At 43.8% G+C, this 21,697-nt stretch carries 20 protein-coding genes; 14 read left to right on the top strand and 6 right to left on the bottom strand.

Going from position 1 to position 21,697, the window contains the following annotated elements:
• Positions 1-66: 66 nt before the first annotated feature.
• The 4 genes from FTV12_RS07065 to FTV12_RS07080 all read left to right on the top strand — a co-directional run bounded on the left by FTV12_RS07065 (position 67) and on the right by FTV12_RS07080 (position 4,417).
• Entirely contained in the window at positions 67-1,824 is a 1,758-nt protein-coding gene (locus tag FTV12_RS07065; protein ID WP_180033818.1) for a GspE/PulE family protein, read from the top strand.
• 95 nt (positions 1,825-1,919) lie between these two features.
• Positions 1,920-2,285, top strand: a complete 366-nt coding sequence (locus FTV12_RS07070; RefSeq protein WP_125279084.1) for a NirD/YgiW/YdeI family stress tolerance protein — start codon at positions 1,920-1,922, stop codon at positions 2,283-2,285.
• A gap of 138 nt (positions 2,286-2,423) precedes the next feature.
• Positions 2,424-3,095 (top strand): response regulator transcription factor, encoded by a 672-nt coding sequence (locus FTV12_RS07075; RefSeq protein ID WP_180033819.1) that lies wholly within the window; start codon positions 2,424-2,426, stop codon positions 3,093-3,095.
• Positions 3,092-4,417, top strand: coding sequence for a HAMP domain-containing sensor histidine kinase (locus FTV12_RS07080; RefSeq protein WP_180033820.1), 1,326 nt, complete (start codon positions 3,092-3,094; stop codon positions 4,415-4,417). The genes FTV12_RS07075 and FTV12_RS07080 overlap by 4 nt, the downstream gene beginning before the upstream one ends.
• Before the next feature lie 86 nt (positions 4,418-4,503).
• Here the strand turns inward: FTV12_RS07080 and hemP are convergent, their stop codons facing one another.
• A complete protein-coding gene (hemP, locus tag FTV12_RS07085) occupies positions 4,504-4,674 on the bottom strand; it encodes a hemin uptake protein HemP (RefSeq protein ID WP_004784247.1) in 171 nt (56 codons plus the stop codon).
• Positions 4,675-4,812: 138 nt separating this feature from the next.
• Between hemP and FTV12_RS07090 the strand changes: the two genes are divergently transcribed.
• Positions 4,813-5,712 carry an NUDIX domain-containing protein gene (locus FTV12_RS07090; protein WP_180033821.1) on the top strand — a complete coding sequence of 300 codons (900 nt, stop codon included), beginning with the start codon at positions 4,813-4,815 and terminating at the stop codon, positions 5,710-5,712.
• Positions 5,713-5,753: 41 nt separating this feature from the next.
• On the opposite strand, the gene FTV12_RS07095 is transcribed toward FTV12_RS07090, so the two are convergent.
• Both FTV12_RS07095 and mrcB read right to left on the bottom strand, forming a co-directional pair.
• A complete protein-coding gene (locus FTV12_RS07095; RefSeq protein ID WP_125279080.1) occupies positions 5,754-6,302 on the bottom strand; it encodes a tetratricopeptide repeat protein in 549 nt (182 codons plus the stop codon).
• 14 nt (positions 6,303-6,316) lie between these two features.
• Complete coding sequence (gene mrcB / locus FTV12_RS07100) at positions 6,317-8,707, bottom strand: penicillin-binding protein 1B (RefSeq protein ID WP_180011682.1); 2,391 nt, start codon at positions 8,705-8,707, stop codon at positions 6,317-6,319.
• Positions 8,708-8,898: 191 nt separating this feature from the next.
• Between mrcB and FTV12_RS07105 the strand changes: the two genes are divergently transcribed.
• Both FTV12_RS07105 and FTV12_RS07110 read left to right on the top strand, forming a co-directional pair.
• Positions 8,899-9,837 carry an NAD(+) kinase gene (locus tag FTV12_RS07105; protein WP_125279078.1) on the top strand — a complete coding sequence of 313 codons (939 nt, stop codon included), beginning with the start codon at positions 8,899-8,901 and terminating at the stop codon, positions 9,835-9,837.
• Between the two features lie 2 nt (positions 9,838-9,839).
• Positions 9,840-10,112, top strand: a complete 273-nt coding sequence (locus FTV12_RS07110; RefSeq protein WP_004784238.1) for a YeaC family protein — start codon at positions 9,840-9,842, stop codon at positions 10,110-10,112.
• Positions 10,113-10,171: 59 nt separating this feature from the next.
• Here FTV12_RS07110 and FTV12_RS07115 read toward each other — a convergent pair whose 3' ends face one another.
• The gene (locus tag FTV12_RS07115) at positions 10,172-11,173 is read right to left on the bottom strand and encodes a glycosyl transferase family protein (protein ID WP_180033822.1); all 1,002 of its coding nucleotides are present in this window, start codon (positions 11,171-11,173) and stop codon (positions 10,172-10,174) included.
• 414 nt (positions 11,174-11,587) lie between these two features.
• On the opposite strand from FTV12_RS07115, the gene FTV12_RS07120 reads away from it, so the two are divergent.
• Positions 11,588-12,931, top strand: a complete 1,344-nt coding sequence (locus FTV12_RS07120; RefSeq protein ID WP_005236469.1) for a dicarboxylate/amino acid:cation symporter — start codon at positions 11,588-11,590, stop codon at positions 12,929-12,931.
• 167 nt (positions 12,932-13,098) lie between these two features.
• The gene (locus tag FTV12_RS07125; RefSeq protein WP_125279075.1) at positions 13,099-14,241 is read left to right on the top strand and encodes an acyl-CoA dehydrogenase family protein; all 1,143 of its coding nucleotides are present in this window, start codon (positions 13,099-13,101) and stop codon (positions 14,239-14,241) included.
• A 90-nt stretch (positions 14,242-14,331) separates the two neighbouring features.
• Here the strand turns inward: FTV12_RS07125 and FTV12_RS07130 are convergent, their stop codons facing one another.
• The gene (locus FTV12_RS07130) at positions 14,332-14,850 is read right to left on the bottom strand and encodes a DJ-1/PfpI family protein (RefSeq protein WP_180033823.1); all 519 of its coding nucleotides are present in this window, start codon (positions 14,848-14,850) and stop codon (positions 14,332-14,334) included.
• 487 nt (positions 14,851-15,337) lie between these two features.
• Between FTV12_RS07130 and pheA the strand changes: the two genes are divergently transcribed.
• The 5 genes from pheA (at position 15,338) to FTV12_RS07155 (ending at position 20,854) form a co-directional block, all read left to right on the top strand.
• Positions 15,338-16,447: a prephenate dehydratase gene (gene pheA / locus FTV12_RS07135; protein ID WP_125279073.1), complete on the top strand. Its 1,110-nt coding sequence runs from the start codon at positions 15,338-15,340 to the stop codon at positions 16,445-16,447.
• 66 nt (positions 16,448-16,513) lie between these two features.
• Positions 16,514-17,605: a histidinol-phosphate transaminase gene (gene hisC / locus FTV12_RS07140; protein WP_125279072.1), complete on the top strand. Its 1,092-nt coding sequence runs from the start codon at positions 16,514-16,516 to the stop codon at positions 17,603-17,605.
• A gap of 3 nt (positions 17,606-17,608) precedes the next feature.
• On the top strand, positions 17,609-19,855 hold the full coding sequence (locus FTV12_RS07145; RefSeq protein ID WP_180033824.1) for a bifunctional prephenate dehydrogenase/3-phosphoshikimate 1-carboxyvinyltransferase: 2,247 nt from the start codon (positions 17,609-17,611) through the stop codon (positions 19,853-19,855).
• 100 nt (positions 19,856-19,955) lie between these two features.
• The gene (locus FTV12_RS07150) at positions 19,956-20,321 is read left to right on the top strand and encodes a hypothetical protein (protein WP_166136040.1); all 366 of its coding nucleotides are present in this window, start codon (positions 19,956-19,958) and stop codon (positions 20,319-20,321) included.
• The gene (locus FTV12_RS07155; protein WP_180033825.1) at positions 20,309-20,854 is read left to right on the top strand and encodes a GNAT family N-acetyltransferase; all 546 of its coding nucleotides are present in this window, start codon (positions 20,309-20,311) and stop codon (positions 20,852-20,854) included. Before FTV12_RS07150 ends, FTV12_RS07155 begins: the two co-directional genes overlap by 13 nt.
• A 32-nt stretch (positions 20,855-20,886) precedes the next feature.
• Here the strand turns inward: FTV12_RS07155 and FTV12_RS07160 are convergent, their stop codons facing one another.
• On the bottom strand, positions 20,887-21,519 hold the full coding sequence (locus FTV12_RS07160; protein ID WP_159123226.1) for an alpha/beta hydrolase: 633 nt from the start codon (positions 21,517-21,519) through the stop codon (positions 20,887-20,889).
• Positions 21,520-21,697: the final 178 nt, after the last annotated feature.

The following is a 21,697-nucleotide window of genomic DNA, read 5'->3' on the forward strand; positions in this document are numbered from 1 at the left end:
TCGCGATGGAATGCGAAAAACAGGAAAAACTTGTTATAGTGGAGGCAGTTTTGGGGACCATCGATCATGAAATTTGATTTTGAAATTGATACAGGCTGGTGTTTGGATCAGCTTTTAAAAGACGGAAAAATAACTGAACGTGACCGGATGCGAGTTCAGACCACACATCGTCAACGTGAACAAATAAAATGGCATCCCTTGCAATGGATCGCGCACTTTAGTCTGGTTGATCAGTCCCATCCTCAAAGTACTTTGACACTCAACCGCTTATGCCAGTGGCTGGCAGAAAAAACCGGTTTAATGTTCTATATTATTGATCCGCTCAAAGCTGATGTGCAGGCCTTGACCAATGTTATGTCACAGGAATATGCATTGCGTAACCGTATTCTGGCAGTAGAAATTCAACCAGATAAAGTTCTGATTGCTACAGATCAGCCTTATAAAACTGAATGGGTCTCAAACCTCGAACAGAATATTGCACCAAAAAAAATTGAACGGGTATTGCTCAATCCGGAACAGCTCCAGCGTTATATTGTTGAATATTATCAGGTGAGTCGTGCAGTCAGTGGCTCACAAAAATCATCTGCTTATGACCGGGAAAATAAAGGCGTAGAAGCCTTACTGCAACTGGGTGATTCACAGAATCCGGATGCCAATGACCAGCATATCGTGAAACTGGTAGACTGGGTGCTGCAATTTGCCTTTGAGCAGGGTGCCAGTGATATTCATATGGAACCGCGCAAAGACACCGGCAAGATCCGTTTCCGGATTGATGGAGTATTGCATACCATCTATAACATGCCAGCCAATACCTTGACCGCAGTTATTTCCCGAATCAAGATTCTGGGCCGGATGAATGTGGCAGAAAAACGTAAACCACAGGATGGTCGTTTAAAAACTCGGACTCCAAAAGGGCAGGAAACAGAACTGCGTTTATCGACCTTACCCACCGCATTTGGTGAAAAGCTGGTAATGCGTATCTTTGACCCAGAAGTTCTGGTCAGAAGTTTTCAGCAGCTCGGTTTCGAAGGGCATCTGCTCAATGACTGGAATAATCTGACCAGCCATAGTCACGGTATTATTCTGGTCACCGGACCGACCGGTTCTGGTAAAACCACCACACTGTATTCCACTTTAAAGCAGCTTGCGACTGAGCAGGTGAATGTCTGCACGATTGAAGATCCGATCGAGATGCTGGAACCAAGCTTTAACCAGATGCAGGTCAATAACGGAATTGAACTGGGCTTTGCAGATGGTGTACGTGCACTGATGCGTCAGGATCCTGACATTATTATGGTCGGCGAGATTCGTGACCAAGATACGGCCAATATGGCGATTCAGGCAGCATTAACCGGTCACTTGGTACTTTCTACCTTGCATACCAATGATGCGCCGTCGAGTCTGACCCGTTTGCATGATCTGGGCGTACAACCATTTTTAACAGCAGCGACTATCCTGGGGGTTCTGGCCCAACGTCTGGTGCGTAAGCTATGCCCACACTGCAAGCAGGAGAGTTTTCTGGATGAGCAGGAATGGCAACATCTGGCAGTGGACTATCCTTTACCACGTCCGGAATTTGTTTTTAAAGCAGTCGGTTGTGAAGAGTGTCGCCATACCGGTTATAAAGGCCGAATCGGGATTTATGAGTTTATGCCGCTTAGCCTGACCACCAAGCAATTGATCGGAGCGGATGCTAACCTGAATCAGTTACGTCAGCAGGCAAAAAAAGAAGGGGTAGAACCTTTACGGATTGCCGGTGCTCGCAAGATTCTGGAAGGGGTCACCACGCTTGAAGAGGTCTTAAGAGTTGTGCCATTAAATTAATTCTAAAGATGAAGCGATCTTAAGATTCAATTCATCTTCGGCTGTTTTAATAGCATTATCGAAACAGGGCAAGACTTTAAAAAGAGGTAACTGCAATGAAAATGATGATGAATACTATTTTAGCAGCTGCATTAATGGGTTCAATTGGGACTGTCGCAGTTGCGAGTAGTGAAACTGCGGTGAATCAGGCTGCATTTGCTAAAACTACTACAGTTAAGCAAGCATTGACCATGAAAGATGACAGCAAGGTTCAGCTGAAAGGTTATGTGGTAAAAGCTGTCGGTGATGAAAAATACCAGTTCCGCGATAATACTGGCACCATTACTGTCGAAATTGATGATGAACTTTGGCAGGGTAAACCTGTATCAGCTAAAACACCTGTGGTAATCATTGGTGAAGTGGACATTGACTATAAACCTGCGAAACGTGTTGAAATTGATGTCGACCAAGTTCAGTTCTAATTTCAGCAGGATTTCCTGAACTGAATCTGAAGACAGCAACAAAAAACCACATGCAAGTTACCAAAAAGCATGTGGTTTTTTTTTGAGTCTGGAACTTTTTCAAGGCATGATAGAAAGATAAAATAAGCGGAGCATAACATGCGTATTCTTTTGGCAGAGGATGATGAATCTCAGGCGGAAAGTATTCAAACTTGGCTGGAAATGGACGGTTATGTAATTGATCGGGTTGATCGTGGGGATCATGCCATTCTGGCGATTGAACAGCATCAGTATGACTGTATTTTGCTGGATCGTGGCCTGCCGAATGCAACTGGAGATGACATTCTTAAAAGCTTGCGCAATAAACAGAAAGATACGCCCGTTATATTTATCACCGCCAAGGACAGTATTCATGATCGGGTTGCAGGACTCGATCTGGGGGCCAATGATTATCTGGTAAAACCTTTCAGTCTGGAAGAACTTTCCGCTCGCGTACGTGCCCAGCTCAGACAAAAACAGCAAACGCCAAATCATATCCTGCAATGGCAGGATCTTAGTCTGGATACTCAGGCCAAGACCGTAATGAAGGCGGGACAGAGCATTAATCTGACTGCAAAAGAATTCCAGATTTTATATAAGCTGATGCAAAAACCAGAACATATCATTACCCGAGAACAGCTGGAAGAATCACTCTATGCCTGGGGAGATGAAATCGAAAGCAATGCGATTGAAGTCTTTATTTATCAGCTACGTAAAAAAATTGGCAGTCAGATGATTAAAACCATTCGTGGCTTGGGCTACCGGATGCATAAACCCGAGGCCTCCATATGAAGGCACCCATTTCCCTGCAAAGTCGGCTGATTCAACATGCCATGTTCAGTTCCATACTGGCAGGATTTCTGGCGTGGCTGCTGTTATTGGGAATTTCCAGCTATCAGGCGATTGATCTGCATGATGACCTGATGGAGGAAATTTCAGAGTTACTTCTGGGAGATGTGAACCAGGCCAAAAATACGCAGGTTGATGAAATCAGTGAGCAGTTTGATATTCAATATGCCTTACTACTGAATCAGCAGGTACTGACCACTTCAATTGATGATGAACTGATTAATGAGATACCAGTTGCACAGAAAAACGGGTTTCACTTTGATTATGAAAATGGTCATTTTATTCGCATCCTGATTGCTGAAGATCAAGACTTGAAAGTGAAAGTGGTACAACCGCTTTCGGTACGCTTTGATGAGCTTTGGCAAACGACTTTAGGTTTCGCCGGGATTTTATTTATCCTATGGATATTACAGTGGCTGATTTTACGTTTTGCCATTAAGCGGCAATTAAGACCTTTAAATAAAATTTCCCGAGAAATCGGTTCTAAATCTGCACAGGATCTCACTCCGGTTCAAAGTCCTGATCCTGAGATTACTGAACTGCAACCGATTGTCCGTCAGCTGAATGCCATGTTGAGCAGGCTGGAAAAGTCATTGGCTGCCGAGCAACGTTTTACTGCCGATGCTTCACATGAGTTGCGTTCCCCATTGTCTGCCATTCAAATGCGTTTACAGGTGCTGAAACGTAAATATCAGGAAGATGCTCAACTTAGGCAAGCGTTACAGATGATTCAGAATGACGTCAACCGCGGAACGCAGATTCTGGAAAACTTACTGCTATTGGCTCGGCTTGATCCAGAACATGCAGAGCAGTTGCCCAAACAGCAGGTGAATCTTAAAGTATTGGTTCAGGAGGTCTTACAAGCTTTACAACCTTTTGCTCAGGAAAAAGAGATCCACTGGAACTTAAAACTTGAAGATGCAGTGATTGAAGCAAATGCAGAGCTGATTTTTAGCTGTATCCGCAATCTGGTTGATAATGCCATTCGTTACACGCCGATGCAGGGACAGGTCGAAATCAGGACGATAGTTGAAGGTCAGAATCTACAACTTATGATTGAAAATTCGGGAGAGGGAATTCAGGAAGAAGTTGTTCAACGTTTAGGTGAGCGTTTTTACCGCGCCTTGGGCACGCGAACACAAGGTTCAGGTTTGGGATTGTCGATTTGTCAAAAGATTATGCAGTTACATACGGCCAAGATTGATTATGCGCCGTCAGTTTTGGGTGGGCTTAAAGTTTCATTAATTTTTCAATCTGAAGAGTAAAGATATTAGATATAGCAATTAAAAAAAGCAGTATGCGCTGATTCATACTGCCTGTCCCCACGTTTATTATTTTTGGAGTATTTAAATTACTTAGTCAGGATGAGACGATTGTTACGAGTCAAACGTAGACGGTATTCTTCACCCGCATGCATGATCCGGATTTCTCGTCCTAGCGCAAATAAATTGTTCGAATGCAACATCGGTAGCGCATGCTGAGTATCATTATTGCGGGTAAATAGGCTAAATGGTGCGTTCATTCCGTCGACTCCGTGGTGTGTTTTGGATTGATTTAAATGATAATCATTATCGAATAGATCTATCAACGAATAATTGCTGCATTTATAAAAAACTCTAATTTGCTTACAATCTGTAAAACTTCAATAGTTCAGAACATTATGTCTAAAGCCACAATTCATGTCGCAATCGCTATTTTATTTCATCACAATCAGGTTCTGGTCGGTTGGCGTGAAGCTAAACAGCATCAGGGCAATAAATATGAGTTTCCAGGCGGAAAAGTAGAACAGGGCGAATTGCCTATAGAGGCATGTCGACGTGAAGTGATTGAAGAAGTCGGAATTGACATCGAACAATGGCAGGCTTTTGATTTTATTTCGCATGAATATGAAGATGTCATCGTCAATCTGCATATTTTCCATGCTTCGGTTAAGCCAGAACAATTAGCTGGAATCAAGCAGCCTTGGCGCTGGTATAGCCGGGATGAACTCAGTGAACTAAATTTTCCTAAAGCCAATCAGGCCATGATTCAAAAGCTGCAATGGCCGAGAAAGATCAAAATTTCTGAAGACTTGAGTCACCTGAATAATCTGGAAACAGACCAGATGCTGTATTGGCGAGTAATGGCCAGCCCTGAACACATTAGCCAGTTACAGCAGATTCCAGTCGATCAGTTATCCAGATTGATCATTAATCAGGAACTTTGGTCACAATTGAATGAATTGCAGCAGCAAACCATTCGTACGCTTCACCTGAAACAGTCTCAATTGATGCAACTGCAAAAAGGGGAGTTAGCTGGTGGCTATCGTTATCTTGCAGCCTGTCACGATCTGGAAGCATTAAAACATGCAGAAAACATAGGCTGTGAAGCAGCTTTACTCAGCCCGGTACTGGCAACAGAAACACATCCTGATACCGCAGCTTTAGGCTGGGAAAAATTTAAACAGATGGCTGAACAGGTACAGATTCCTGTATTTGCCTTAGGCGGTATAAAAGCTGAAGATCTAGACCATGCTCAAAACCAGCATGCTTATGGGATTGCAGGGATCCGTTATGTTTAAGTCAGAAACTTATTATAAATAACCGGGCTCACGCCAGGGCCTTAAAATTTCTTTAAGGCCTGCTGAGCTTGCTGAATGGCTTTGGTGTTTTTTTGCAGTTGAGCTGCTTTCAGGCGCACCTGCCAGAGCTGCTTTTTCATTGCATTGGTCTGCGCATAGCTCAAACCACGTAAGGCGAAAGCATCTGCACGGGCCGGCTGGTTTTTACGGTTTGCGATCAAGCCAAGATACAGATAAGTTTCTGAAGCTTGGGGCGCCAAACGCTGAGCTTGTACTGCAGAAGTTTCAGCTTGATTATATTGCTGCTTGCTATAGGCCTGCTGAGTTTGCTGCATCAATTTTTTAAATGCAGGTAAGTTACGTCCATCATCAAACTTTTGTGCCTGAGGCTTTTGCTCAGGGATCACAATCTTCTGACGTTTAATCTCCGGTCGATCATAGGGCGTAATCACTACACCATCAGGTGTAGAGGATTTTGGTTTCTGCTGAACCGGAGGTTTAGTAGGAGCCGCAGGCTGTTCTGGCTCCGACATGCTTTGGCAGCCCACCAGACCGAGGATGAGCAGACCAGGAATCAATTTTCTTAACATAAACATAGACTCAATTATTGGCTATAACTTCCACTCGCGATAATACGGGTTTGTTTAGCAACTTCGCGTTCTATTTCTGTTTCACTTTCTTGTATATAACGACTGAGATCATCATCTTCCTCATCTTCTGGTGAAGGTTCTGAATCAATCGTATAAGGTTCAGTGGCGTAATGCGAGATGCCACAAGCAGTTGCCTGATTAGGCAAGGCATGACGTGAAATCGGAATATACATGGCACCATCACAGCCTTGGGCAGTCAGTTTACCTGTATAACGGTCCAGCCAGTGCCATTCAATTTCATTAGGCTGAGCCAGATTCACCGGCTTCTGATGCAGCTGTTTCATGACATTGGTCCAGACCGGAAGTGCACCTGAAGAACCGGTTAATCCAGTGACTTTGTTGTCATCCAGACCTAACCAGACCACTGTCATATAGTTGCCAGAATAACCTGCAAACCATGAATCACGGGTATCGTTTGTCGTACCCGATTTACCCGCCAGATTCAGGTTGCGTGGCAAACTGTTATAGGCAGAACGACCAGTACCACTCGACATGACCTGTTGTAAACCATAATTCAGAGCATAGGCTGATGCTGGATCAATCGTCGGCTGAACACTTAAGCTGTAACGTTCAAGCGAGCGGCCATTCGCATCAACTACTGAACGAATCGATTTCACCGGATATTTAAAGCCACCTGTTGCGAAGTTACCGTAAATATTCATCACTTCCATCGGTGACATGTCTACTGCACCTAAATAAATAGATGGATAAGAAGGAATGTCAGAAGTCACACCGAATTTTTGCAGATGGTTAATAAAGGTCGACAGGCCAAATTCCTGTGCCAAACGTACCGCAGACAGGTTATAGGATTGTGACAGGGCAAGAGACATCGGTACTACACCATGTGCGCTACCACTATAGTTTTTCGGTGTCCATGGTTTGCCATCACTTTGAATGGTGATCTGGCTGTCTTCAATTGGACTGGCCCAGTGATAGCGATTCGATTCTAGTGCTGTCAAATAAATCACCGGTTTGAGTAATGAACCCACCTGACGCTTGGCATCTAAAGCACGGTTAAAACCGGTAAAGTCCTGGGTAGAACCTACCGCTGCAACCAGTTCGCCATTTTCAGGGTGTGCGACCAGAACAGCGCCCTGCAAATCTTTTAGACGGCCTGGATTGGCTTTGCTTAAACGGGCTACACTTTCCTTAAAGCTGTCCTGAATTCGGGTTTGTGCCAATGGATCTAAGGTGGTGAAAATACGCAGACCCTGGTTGGTTAAATCAGTTTCCTGATATTCGGTACGCAATTGACGGCGAACGATGTCCAGAAAATCCGGGAAGCGGGCAGGGCCTAAAGTTGGCTTGGAAATCACGTTCAGCGGACGGGCAGTTTCTGTTTCATACTGATCTTGAGTCAGATTACCCATTACCAGCATATTATTCAGAACCACATCACGACGTTTTTTCGCAAGTTCAGGATTACGCCATGGGTTATACAGGCTTGGACCTTGTACCAGACCGACTAAAAAGGCCTGTTGAGAAATATTCAGTTCACGTAACGGCAAGCCAAAATAAAATTGTGAAGCCAGACCATAACCATTTACGGAATAGTTGCCATTTTGGCCCAGATTCACTTCATTTAAATAGGCTTCCAGAATCTCATCTTTGCCATAATGCAATTCAATCAGCATTGCCATAAAGGCTTCATTTACCTTACGTTTTAAGGTGCGTTCTGGTGTTAAGTAGAAATTCTTGACCAGCTGCTGGGTGAGGGTCGACCCCCCCTGACGCTTACCACCAGTAATATTGCTCACTACCGCACGTGCAATCCCGCGTGGAGATACGCCATGGTGATTGTAGAAATTGCGGTCTTCGGTAGCAATTAAAGCATCAATTAACGGTTTAGGCACTTTATTGAGCTTAATCAGCACACGGTCTTCATTATGCTGCGGGTAAATACCGCCAATCAATAAAGGTTCCAGACGGGCAATCCCGCTAGAAGAGGGCTTGGTCGCACTTACTTCAGCAATCTGATCGCCATTAAAGCTGACTTTCAATACCTGTTCAGGTTCAACGCGATCGCCAAAATCAAAGCCACGGGTATGCACATACATGGTATTGCCAGTGCTGACAAAGCTTCCCGATTTGGTATAGCTATCTGAACCTTTATAACCCAGTAATTTTAATTCTTGTTGGAAATCCTGCTGGCTGACAGGGGCATTTACATACACTTCCATCGGGCGTGCGAAAACCTTGGCCGGAATATCCCAGCGTTGACCTTCAAATTTTTCACGCACAATATTATCTAATTTAATCAAATAGATACTAAATGCTACAAATGCAGAAATGACTAGAATGGAGAAGATTAAGGCAATAAACCCCATACCTCGTTCAGATTTCATAAATGACGATAAGACCCTGTGAAATTGTGCTAATCATGCGAAGCTTTTCATTATTTTGCAATATTTAATCAATTATTGAGATTAAAATTAAAATTAAACTTCACATTTTCTCCTTAATTTCAATCTATTTCAATTCAATCCTGCACAGCTTTGTCATGTTATAAATTGTCATCCTATTCAAGCTTAATGTTATGATAAGCAGGATTCGAAGCGGAGCGACGACACTGGTGCAAATTTCCCACAAGACATTTCGAAATATCGGGTTGATTGGACGCCCGGATAAATCTTCAGTGGTTGAAACCTTATGCCTGATCCACGATCATCTGCTCAATTTAGGTCTACATCCTGTTTTTGATGCAGATACAGCTGAACTGGTTCCTTATCAGAATACCCAAACAGTTAGCCGTGCCTTGTTGGGCGAAGTGGTTGATCTGGTGATTGTGGTAGGTGGGGATGGTTCACTGTTACATGCAGCGCGGGCATTGGTAAAATACAATACGCCAGTGATCGGGGTGAACCGTGGTCGTTTGGGCTTCCTGACCGATATCAAGCCAACTGAAGTCATCTTTAAACTGGATCAGGTATTAAAAGGTGATTTTCAGGCAGAACGCCGTTTCCTGCTGGAAATGGAAGTTCGCTCCAAAGGTGAAATCATCTATGATGCGATTGCCCTGAATGATGTGGTCTTGCACTCGGGCAAATCGGTACACATGATTGATTTCGAGCTGAATATTGATGGACAATATGTCTATCGCCAGCATAGTGATGGCCTGATTGTGTCTACACCGACCGGATCAACGGCCTATGCACTGTCCGGTGGTGGACCGATTGTGCATCCAAGTATGGATGCAATTGTGCTGGTGCCGATGCATCCGCATACCTTGTCTTCACGTCCGATTGTGGTCGGAGGGCATAGTGAAATTAAACTGATGATTCGTGAAAATCGCGTACTGCCGATGGTGAGTGCGGATGGACAACACAGTGTGTCTTTGAATGTTGGCGATAGCGTCCATATTCGTAAGCATCCCTTTAAACTGAATCTTCTGCATCCGCCAGGTTATGACTTCTATAATGCATGTCGAACCAAACTGGGCTGGAATCAGGACTTCGACTATCTTAAGCAGGATTAAATATGAATATTGAACAAATGCTTGCCGTACTCAATCCTGAGATTGTAGAACGCTTAAGAACAGCCATTGAAATTGGCAAATGGCCGAATGGTGTAGCGCTGACTCAGGAGCAGCGTCAGACCTGTATGCAGGCTGTCTATGCCTGGGAAATGAAAAACCTGCCAGAAACCGAACGTAGCGGTTATATCGATCGTGGCACTAAAGAAGAAGGCGAACAATGTGATGATGATCATCATAAAAATGAGCCGGAATTCAAGCCAATCCGTTTCGTTTAATCGAAACCGAAAAAAAGACCACAGATGTGGTCTTTTTTAATGTCTGTTTTTTGGTTTGATCAAACTGAAAGACGGCTATTCCAGAGTTCTCTGGCTTTTTGCATCGCCGCTTCATAGCTGTCATATTCGCCCATGGTATACAGTGCAATGCCCATAGTTTCAACCACTGCGATTTCCCCATATTCATGTGAGCGTTGACCTTCCCACACTTGCTTAAATACAGCCAGATCCAGCTCTTCTTCAATCGGACTACGGTTGTCAGTCAGTTTTGGTAATTCGTGCTCATAAAGTTCGCCATTCTTAATTCCACAGATTAAAGTTTTGGCATCTGGATTACGTTCGAACTCACCACCTTCACCCTTAATGACCGCACTATTTTGATAACCTAACTTATAAGCGGACTGTTGGTGTGAACTACGATAAGCAGGGTGGAAAATAGCCTGTAAAGTTGCTTTGGCATTAAATGGATTAATCAGACGTGCCAGCGTATGAATCGGGGAGCGTAAGCCCATGACATTACGTAGCCCGATCAACTCAGCCAGAATTGGAGAGATCACCTCCAATGGCAGGTAAGCAAAATGTTTGTCTTTAAGCTGCTGTTCCACCTCAACATCATTTTGGCAGATCGGATAGCCTAAGTAGTTAAGTACCTGTTCGGTATAGACCCGATTCAAGGTATGACCTGAAGCACCATGCATCACAATATTATAGCCATATTTGGCCAAAGTCAGAGCAGCCAGAATGAACCAAGGATAATGTTTGCGTTTACCTGCATAAGATGACCAGTCCAGATCAACATCAAGCGCCTTAAAATTCAGTTGGTCCCGGGTCGCTTGCACAAAGCCTGCGAGTTCATCAACGGATTCTTCTTTGACGCGTAATAGCATCAGAAAAGCGCCCAGTTGTACGTCCAGTACTTCATTTTTCAGGATCATGCTAAAAGCCTGATAGGCTTCTTCATAGCTTAAAGAACGTGCACCATTTTTTCCCTTGCCAATAATACGAATAAACTGGGCAAAAGGATGTTCGGCATCTTTATAAATATTTCGCTTTGTGGTCATGGGCATAGATCAATCATGTTCATTAAGTATTGGCATATTTTACGCTGATATTGGTATTTCACCTTCTTATTTTGCAGAATTATTAGAGTTTTATAAGACTATAGTCTAAGAGGTATTGTTTATTATTTAGGCAAATTTAACATTTCGGGTTAAACAAAAGTCTAAAAAGCGGTTAAAATTTCACGCAATTCTTGTGTTTGCTTTATCTCCTGATCAATGTACTGATTTTTCTTAAAGATCGGTGTTCCTGTGATTGTTAAATGTACATACACATTCTAATTTCAGTATCAGATTAATTTCTTGATACATAGGCACTTTTTTGTTTCAGACAATGAAGTATTGGACGCTTGTTTTTTAAAAATAAGTGAAAACTGAATATTGCTTCTGGTTAGAAGTATATCGTGAAGTAAGGTTATGGCTAAAAAACCAATTTATAAGTCGCTTTATTTTCAAGTGATTGTAGCCATTATTGCGGGTATCCTCGTCGGACATTTCTCGCCAAGTGGTACACAAATCATTAATGGTGCAGAACAATATGTTCCAGGTCTGGGCGAACAACTAAAGCCGCTGGGTGATGCATTTATCCGTTTAATTAAAATGATCATCGCACCTGTGATTTTCTGTACCGTGGTTAGCGGTATCGCAGGTATGGAGAGCATGAAATCAGTCGGTAAAACTGGTGGTGTCGCGCTACTTTACTTCGAAATCGTATCAACAATGGCGCTGATCATTGGTCTTCTGGTGATTAATATTGCCAAGCCAGGCGTTGGGATGAATGTTGATCCAGCATCGCTGGACACGGCCGGGATTTCTAAATATGTAGAGTCGGGTGCTTCTCAGTCTACCGTTGATTTCTTTATGAATATCATTCCAAATACGGTGGTTGGTGCATTTGCTGAAGGTGAAATCCTGCAAGTCCTTTTATTTGCGATCCTGTTCGGTTTTGCATTACACAAACTGGGTGCACAAGGTAAGCCAGTTCTTAAACTGGTAGATCAGATTTCACATGTGTTCTTTAACATCGTGAACATGATCATGAAACTTGCACCTATTGGTGCGTTCGGTGCGATGGCTTTCACGATCGGTAAATATGGGATCGGTTCTCTGGCGCAATTGGCCCAGTTGATCATCTGTTTCTATATCACCTGTTTGCTGTTTATCTTTATTGTGCTGGGTTCAATTGCACGCTTTACCGGCTTTAGCATTGTCAAGATGATTCGCCTGATTCGTGAAGAGCTGTTGATTGTACTCGGTACTTCATCGTCTGAATCTGTATTGCCACGTATGCTGAAAAAACTGGAGCTGGCAGGTGCTGAAAAGTCAGTGGTGGGTCTGGTCATTCCAACAGGTTATTCGTTTAACCTGGATGGTACTTCGATTTACCTGACAATGGCGGCAATCTTCATTGCACAGGCGACCAATACGCAACTTGATTTGTCTCACCAGATTACCTTGCTTCTCGTATTGCTCATTTCTTCTAAAGGTGCAGCGGGTGTAACTGGTTCAGGCTTTATCGTGATGGCAGCAACCTTAGCGGCTGTAGGTAATATTCCGGTTGCAGGTCTGGCCTTGATTCTCGGTATTGATCGCTTCATGTCTGAAGCCCGTGCCTTGACCAATCTGGTCGGTAACTCTTTGGCAACTCTGGTTGTAGCAAAATGGGTCGGTCAGTTAGACATGGACAAGCTGAACTATGCATTAGCAAATCCGGCTGAAATTGATGAAAAAATGGCGCAAGAAGGCAACAATGCTCATTAAGTTTGAGTTTGTCTTATAGGTCATAAAAAAGGAAGCTTCGGCTTCCTTTTTTATTTTTATCTGACTGTGAAGTTAGCAAAAAAATAAGTCAGGTACATGACAGCCTTTCTAAAAATAGTTAGCCTGTGCACAGGAAATAAAACGATAAACACGATAAGGATAAAAGAATGCTGGCTTATGATGCTGACCTGGAACTTTTCCGCGACAATTTCAAACGCTTTATGAATGAACATGTAGCGCCTTACTATGAAGAGTGGGAGCGTGAAGGCATGATGCCGCGTTCAGTCTGGAATGCCATGGGCGAAAATGGCTTTTTGTGTGTCGATGTCCCGGAAGAATATGGTGGCTATGGTGTTCCGACTCATTATTCCCTGATGTTAATCGAAGAGTCAGCTCGAGCAGGCTATAGCGCCATCTCAACCGGCCTGTCTTGTCACTCGGATATCGCAGCGCCGTATATCTTGCATATCGGTACAGAAGAGCAGAAAAAATACTGGCTACCGAAAATGGTATCTGGTGAAGTGGTCGGTGCGATTGGCATGACTGAGCCGGGTGCAGGTTCTGATCTGCAAGCCATGCGAACCAATGCCATCTTGCAGGGTGACCATTATCTGTTGAATGGTTCTAAAACTTTTATCTCCAATGGTCAGCATGCTGACTTAGTCGTATTAGCCGTGAAAACCGATCCACAAGCACGCGCCAAAGGTGTGTCTTTGATGCTGGTGGATACGCATCTGGAAGGCTTTAAAAAAGGCAAGAATCTGGACAAGATTGGTCTGCATTCACAGGATACTTCAGAGCTGTTCTTTGATAATGTCAAAGTACCGAAAGATCAGTTGCTGGGTCAGCCAGGTCAGGGCTTTGTATACCTAATGCAGGAACTCCCACGTGAACGTACCGCTATTGCTGCTACTGCACTGGGCGCCATTCGTGGCTCGATTGATGTAACGACTCAATATGTCAAAGAGCGTCAGGCCTTTGGTCAGGCGATTGGTCAGTTCCAGAATACCCGTTTTGTACTGGCACAGGCCAAGATTGACGAGCTGGCAACAGCAGCTTTCTATAACCAGAATGTTGAGTTGTATATGCAAGGCAAGCTGGATGTTGAAACTGCAGCAGCGTTAAAGAGCTTCTCAACAGATATGCAAATGAAAGTTGCTGACAATCTGCTTCAGCTCTTTGGTGGTTATGGCTATATGACTGAATATCCGATTTCGCGTTTCTTTGTTGATGCCCGCATTCAACGGATCTATGGCGGTACCAATGAAATCATGAAAGAAATTGTTGCACGTGGTCTGCTTGGACGTTAAAAATCAACAGATAAAAAAAGAGTCCGAAATGGACTCTTTTTTTATGAAAAGAATATTCTTGAAATCTAGATATTTTATTATTTTATTATTTTAAGATTTTAGTACATCCAGACATTCATGAATAAAAATTGGCAAATCATTTGGTACTCGAGATGAAATCAGCTGATTATTGTCATTGACCAGTTCAACATCATAATACGTCGCACCTGCATGTTGTACCCGAGGTGCATGCGCACGGATACTGGTAATGATGCGGTTCTTTAAAACATCAGCCTCACTGAGTAATAAAGATGCGTCACAAAGACTAAAAATGGTCTTTTTGGCCTCATTAAAAGCCTGAATGAAATGTAAGACTCGCGTATCGTTGGCGAGGGACACTGGTGATTCACCGCCTGGAATGAGTAGGGCATCAAAATCATCAATACTGATATGATCAATTCCCCGATCAATGATTACACTCGACTGGCCATGTAGTCCATGTACGACTTTTCCGGCATGCAGTTCAATATTACAGACACTGTGCTCTGCAGCAAGTAAGGCTGCAACAGGCTCAGTATATTCAAGATCTTCAAAATTATTCGTTACAAGTACCGCTATTCTTTTTGGCATTATAGGCACCCCCAATATAGTTTTAAATTAGACTAGCGATTTAAGGTTTAAAAAACGTCTCTGCTTTGTAACCAAATAGTGATTTAGTGTAAAAAATTCAATTAAATCAAAGTAAAATGACCAAAAAAACAGTTTTCTATGTGCATTTTATTGTGAACTGTCACTCAGATTTTAAGTAGTTAAACTAGAGGAATCGAGATGGCTTTATTTTTATTTTCTTATGCTTAAAATCGTTATGTAGATTAAGAAATAGTGATATTTCATCTTGATAAAAATCAGTTAAGATGGGCGGGCAAAGTTTACAATTTGATAATGTAAAAGATGCGAAAATGCTGAAAGAAATGTTACCAGATATGACTAAAGCGATGAACGGTTAAAATCAAATCCCTGTTTTTAAGAATTAATCTACTAAAGTTATATTGTGTAACATTTGCAGCGCACTAATTGTTATACTGCACAGATAAGGTTTATGAAGGGCGACATCACGATGATCAACGACGATCAAAACACAACGGCTTCTTTAGATTTGGCTAAAATTCGTGAAGATATCGATTCAGTTGATCAACAAATCCAGCAATTGATTAACCGTCGTGCACGTTTGGCTGAGGCTGTAGCAAAAGCGAAATTCGCATCTGAAGAAAATCCGCTGTTTTACCGTCCGGAACGTGAAGCACAGGTTTTGCGCAATGTTATGGAGCGCAATGAAGGACCATTGTCAGATACGACGATGGCACGTCTGTTCCGCGAGATCATGTCGGCTTGTTTGGCGCTTGAAGCACCGCAAAGTATTGCGTTCTTGGGACCTGTCGGTACCTACACACACTCAGCAGTATTGAAACATTTTGGTCATGATGCTGTGGTTCGTCCATTACCCACCATTGATGAAGTGTTCCGTGAAGTAGAAGCGGGCAGTGCACATTATGGTCTGGTGCCTGTTGAAAACTCCTCTGAAGGGGTAGTGAACCACACTTTAGACTGTTTCAAGACTTCGCATCTGAATGTGATTGGCGAAGTAGAATTACCTATTCATCACCAGTTCCTGATCTCTGAAAATACCCGTAAGGACAGTATTAAACAGATCTATGCACACCAGCAGACTCTGGCTCAATGCCGTAAATGGCTGGATGCCCATTATCCAGGTGTAGAACGTGTGGCACTCAGTTCAAATGCTGAAGCTGCGCGCCGTATTCAGAATGAATGGCATTCTGCTGCGATTGCTTCTGAAATTGCTGCGAATATCTATAATCTTGAGATTATGCACAGCAATATTGAGGACAATCCAGAGAACACAACACGCTTCCTGGTGATTGGTCGCGAGAAAGTGCCACAAAGCGGTAATGATAAAACTTCATTATTGGTGTCTGCGCATGACCGTGCCGGTGCATTGCTGGAAATTTTAGCTCCATTTGCCAAACACAACATTAGTCTAACCAGTATTGAAACTCGACCTGCACTTCCTGAAAAATGGGCTTATGTATTCTTTATCGATCTTGAAGGTCATATTGAGCAGGAAAATGTTAAAGCTGCGATCGAAGAAATTCGTCCGTTTGTGAAAGAAGTCCGCGTGCTTGGTTCATATCCTGCAGCTGTTTTATAAAAGCAGCCTTTCGTGGTTAGTGCGAGGGTGCTAACCACTGTTTCATCTGTAAATCGGAAGTATAAAATGTCGTTTGTCCCAGCCAATGAAGGCATCTCTAAATTAAAGCCATATCAACCAGGTAAACCGATCAGTGAACTTGAGCGTGAGTTGGGCATCACTGATATCGTGAAACTGGCTTCAAATGAAAACCCGCTGGGCTGTTCAGATAAAGTCAAAGAAGCAGTGGCTGCGGAACTGGCGGAAATTGGCCGTTATCCTGATGGCGGTGGCTTTATCCTGAAAGATCAGATCAAGACACAATTCGGTTTTGATCATAACCAGATTACTTTGGGTAATGGTTCAAACGACTTACTTGAAATATTTGCCCGCGCATTTGTTTCTGAAAAAGATTCTGTGGTGTATAGCCAGCACGCGTTTGCGGTATATGCACTGGTAACTCAAGCGATTAATGCCGAAGCAATTGAAGTGCCAGCAAAAGGTTTTTCGCATGACCTTGAAGCGATGGCGGCTGCGGTAAAAGACAACACCAAACTGATCTTTATTGCCAATCCGAACAACCCGACAGGCACCTGGTTCGAAGAAGCTGAATTTGAAGCATTTATGCAGAAAGTGCCTGCGAATGTGATCGTGGTACTGGACGAAGCTTATGTGGAATATTTCCCAGAGAACTTCAATAGCCTAAAATTCCTGAAACAGTATCCAAACCTGATTGTCAGCCGTACGCTGTCTAAGTGCTATGGTTTGGCTGCACTGCGTGTTGGTTTTGCCCTGGCTTCTGTTGAAGTGACTGATTACCTGAACCGTATCCGTCAGCCATTTAACGTGAACCACTTGGCGATGGTTGCTGCGGTGGCTGCACTGAAAGACGAAGCATTCATCGAGAAATCTCGTGAAGTAAATAAAGCAGGTATGGCACAGCTAGAAGCCGGCTTCAAAGCTTTAGGCCTGAACTATGTACCTTCACGCGCAAACTTCATCTTGGTTGATGTACAGGCTGATCCAGCTGAAACATTTAACAAGTTGTTGAAAGAAGGCGTGATCGTACGTCCAGTGGGTATTCCAAACCACCTGCGTGTATCGATTGGTACTGAAGCTGAAAATGCCAAATTCCTTGCTGCATTAGGTAAAGTACTTGGCTTAGAGGCGAAAGCGTAAGTTATGTCGCAGCCACTGTTTGAAAAAGTTGCCTTTATCGGACTTGGACTGATTGGTTCAAGCCTGGCGCGTGTCATTAAGGCCGAGCATTTAGCCAATGACATCGTGGCATCGACCCGCTCACAAAAAACTTTGGAAGATGCCAAGGCACTCGGTCTGATTTCCCACGGCTATGCAGATCCCGTAGAAGCTGTTAAAGGGGCAGACATGGTGGTGCTGGCTTTACCTGTTCGTGCAACGCAAAAGGTATTGGAAACCGTCAAGCCATATCTGGCTGAGGGCGCCATTATCACCGATGTGGGTAGTACCAAGGGTAATGTGGTAGAAGCAGCCAAAGCCGTATTTGGTGAAAATCTACCAGCCGGTTTTGTGCCAGGGCATCCGATTGCGGGTGCTGAACATACCGGGGTGCATGCGGGTAAGGTGGATCTGTTCGCTAATCACAAGGTAATTTTGACACCGTTGCCAAGCAGCGGACAATGGGCGGTCGATAAACTGATTCAACTGTGGCAAGCGGCCAAAGCGGAAGTGATTTGTATGGATGTGGAAAAGCACGATGAAGTGCTGGCCCATACCAGTCATCTTCCGCATCTGATGGCCTTCAACCTGGTCGAACAACTGGCCAAACGCGAAGACAATCTGGATATTTTTCGTTATGCTGCCGGTGGCTTTCGCGACTTCTCGCGTATTGCCGCCAGTGATCCACAAATGTGGCATGACATCTTTTTTGCCAATAAAAAGGCGATTCTCAATGCCGTGGACGGCTTTGAAGCTCAACTCGCGATTATCCGCAAGCTGATTGAAGATGAAGATTCACAAGCCTTAATGGGCTTATTAGGGCATGCGCAGGCTGCGCGTCAGCACTTCAATCATATGCTCGCCAAGAAACCTCTCATGGAGAAAAATAAAGTGACACAACAATTTACCATTCAACCAGGTGCCAAGACGTTCCAGGGTAAATTTACCGTGCCAGGTGACAAATCTGTGTCACACCGTTCCATCATGTTTGGTGCCATCGCTGAAGGCACAACGCATGTAACGGGTTTCCTTGAGGGTGAAGATGCGCTTGCGACGCTGCAAGCCTTCCGTGACATGGGCGTAAGTATTGAAGGTCCTAAGAATGGCGAAGTGACCATTCATGGCGTGGGTATGCATGGTCTGAAAGCACCAAAATCTGCGCTTTACATGGGCAACTCGGGTACTTCGATGCGTCTGCTGTCTGGCATACTGTCAGCACAGAAATTTGATTCTGTAATGACTGGCGATGCTTCACTATCTAAACGTCCAATGGAGCGTATTGCTAAACCATTACGTTTGATGGGTGCACAGATTCAAACTACGGGTGAACGTGGTACACCACCAGTATCGATTACCGGTAATCAAAACCTGAAAGGTATTCAATACGACTTGCCAATGGCATCGGCTCAGGTGAAGTCTGGGATTTTGCTAGCGGGTCTTTGGGCTGAGGGCGAAACTTTAGTGACTGAACCTGAACCCACCCGTGACCATACTGAACGTATGTTGCGTGCGTTTGGTTATGACGTAAAAACTGAAGCTAACCGTATTTCCCTGCAAGGTGGCGGCAAACTGGTGGGTACCAATATTCAAGTCCCATCGGATATTTCTTCTGCTGCTTTCTTTATGGTCGGTGCAGCGATTACTGAAAATGCTGACGTGACTTTGGAAGCGGTAGGCATTAACCCAACCCGTACTGGTGTCGTCGAAATCCTGAAACAGATGGGAGCCGACATCGCTGTTGAAAATGAACGTATTGCGGGCGGTGAACCGATCGCGGATATTCGTATCCGTGGTACACGTACCTTAAAAGGCATTCATATGCCGGAAGACCAAGTGCCACTAGCAATTGATGAATTCCCGGCATTGTTTATCGCGGCAGCTTGTGCTGAAGGCCAAACGATTCTAACTGGTGCTGCTGAGCTGCGTGTCAAAGAATCGGATCGTATTCAGGTGATGGCAGATGGTCTGAAAACCATGGGCATTGATTGTACGCCAACTGATGATGGCATTATCATTGAAGGTAAGGGCAAGGCAGGTGACTGGTCACCAATCTTTACCGGTGGTGAAATTGAATCGCATCATGATCATCGTATTGCCATGAGCTTCTCAATCGCAGGTCTGCGTAACTCAGGTGAAATTAAGATTGTTGGGACTGAAACTGTCGCAACCAGTTTCCCAACCTTCACTGAACTGACTTCTCAAGCTGGTCTGGCGATTGAAGTGACAGAATAATTCTAAAATTTACATGAAACAGCCAAGCTTTTGCTTGGCTGTTTTGTTTATATTGGCTTATGCTAAAACCATACAACAAAAAAGCCATTTGGATGTAGCAATGCGAAAATTAAAATTTATGGCCAATCCTCAGAGCCAGCAACAATTACAGGGCAGTCAGCAGACTCAGGAATATGTGGCACATCTGCTGACGGAAGAGCTCGGTAAATATGGCTTTAAGACTTTGGCGCAAAGTGGTGCACAAGTGGCCGTAAGTGTCGATGAACATGAGTTGCCATTATCAGTGAGCTGTGAGACACGAGACCAGGAAGGGCACCTGATTTGTGAAATTGCTTCTTATCCGGATGAAGAACAGGACTGGCTGGACCGGATTACAGAACAAAGTTTATTAAATCAGTTGGCACAAGCTGTTGAAGCATCGCTGAAAGAACAAGAAAGTTTTAGTGAGTTTGAGTGGAAGAACTAGTTCAACAAATGCAAAGGGTTTTGCCCATACTACAAAGTGAACGTCTTGTTTTAGATTATTTTAAGCCATCTGATGCTGCGGAAGCCTATGCCTCGATTACCCCGAGTCTGACCCGTTTTATGGCATGGGATGCACCGGAATCTGAACAGATATTTGCAACAGTCTGGCAAAACTGGCTAAACAATATGGCTGATCATAAAGAATATATCTTTGTGATCCGTCATATTGAAAGACATGAATTTATCGGACTATGTGGTTTACATCGACTGCATGATGAAATACCTGAAGTGGGCATCTGGATTCGTGAAACGGTGCATGGTCATCATTATGGACATGAGGCAGTACGTTGTATTGTGAACTATGCTTTCAATACATTAGGGATTAAAGCTTTGAGCTATCCAGTAGCAGAAGAAAACTGGGCTAGCCGAAAAATTGCAGAACGTTTGGGTGGGAAAGTTACTAGCCACCTAGATAAGCCTAAATATCGGGCTGTAATTTATGAAATTCATGCTAAAGATTTTATTTCTGAATAAAAAAACCTCATCATTCGATGAGGTTTTTTTGATCAGCTTAATGCGAGGAAACGGCTCATCGCAATCCGAAGCTGTTTTAAATAACCGGTAAAGAAATGATTTGCGCCAGGCAAGATCGTGACCAGATGACGTTGAGGCTTGGCCCATTCAATCATGTCGGATAAAAGCGTGACATCATCCGCTTCACCATGGATAAATAAAATATCACCTTTGATCTGTGGAGTAACATAGTGACGTAGGCCAGCTACGGTTGCAGTCGGTAGACCACACAAAATCACTTTTGAAGGTTGCAGTTCAACGGGCAGGGCAGCGTAACACTTGGCCATGACATGTGCGCCAAAACTGAAACCACCTGCAAAGAAAGGCAGGCCAATATGTTGGCGACGCGCATATTTAATGACTTCAAGTATATCATCCGTTTCACCAAAGCCTTCATCATGCAGACCGGCACTTTGACCAGAACCACGGAAACTTGGACGATAGACAACACAACCACGCTCTAAAAACATTTGTGCCAGTAACACCGGAACCTTATGTTGTGGTGTGCCACCTTGTAATGGATGGGGATGACAAACAATCGCGAATCCTTTCACTTCACCCTGAGGATAATCCACAAAAACCTCAAGTTGGCCAGCAGGGCCTTGGAGGAAGATTGGTTCGGACATAGAAAACCGATAAATTGCAGGAGAATTTTCTATTTTAACGATTATGATAAATAGGGTGTGTTGACACTTTTAGCTTAAAAAAATAGCGAAGTAGTAAAATCAAATCGCCAAACCCAATTTTACTATTCGCTATGCCTCGTACCATGCTGACAGATCAACACTGGCAAAAGTTGAAAGT

Origin of the sequence: Acinetobacter sp. YH12233 (assembly GCF_013417725.1) — a bacterium.
In the GTDB taxonomy this organism is placed as follows: Bacteria; Pseudomonadota; Gammaproteobacteria; order Pseudomonadales; family Moraxellaceae; genus Acinetobacter.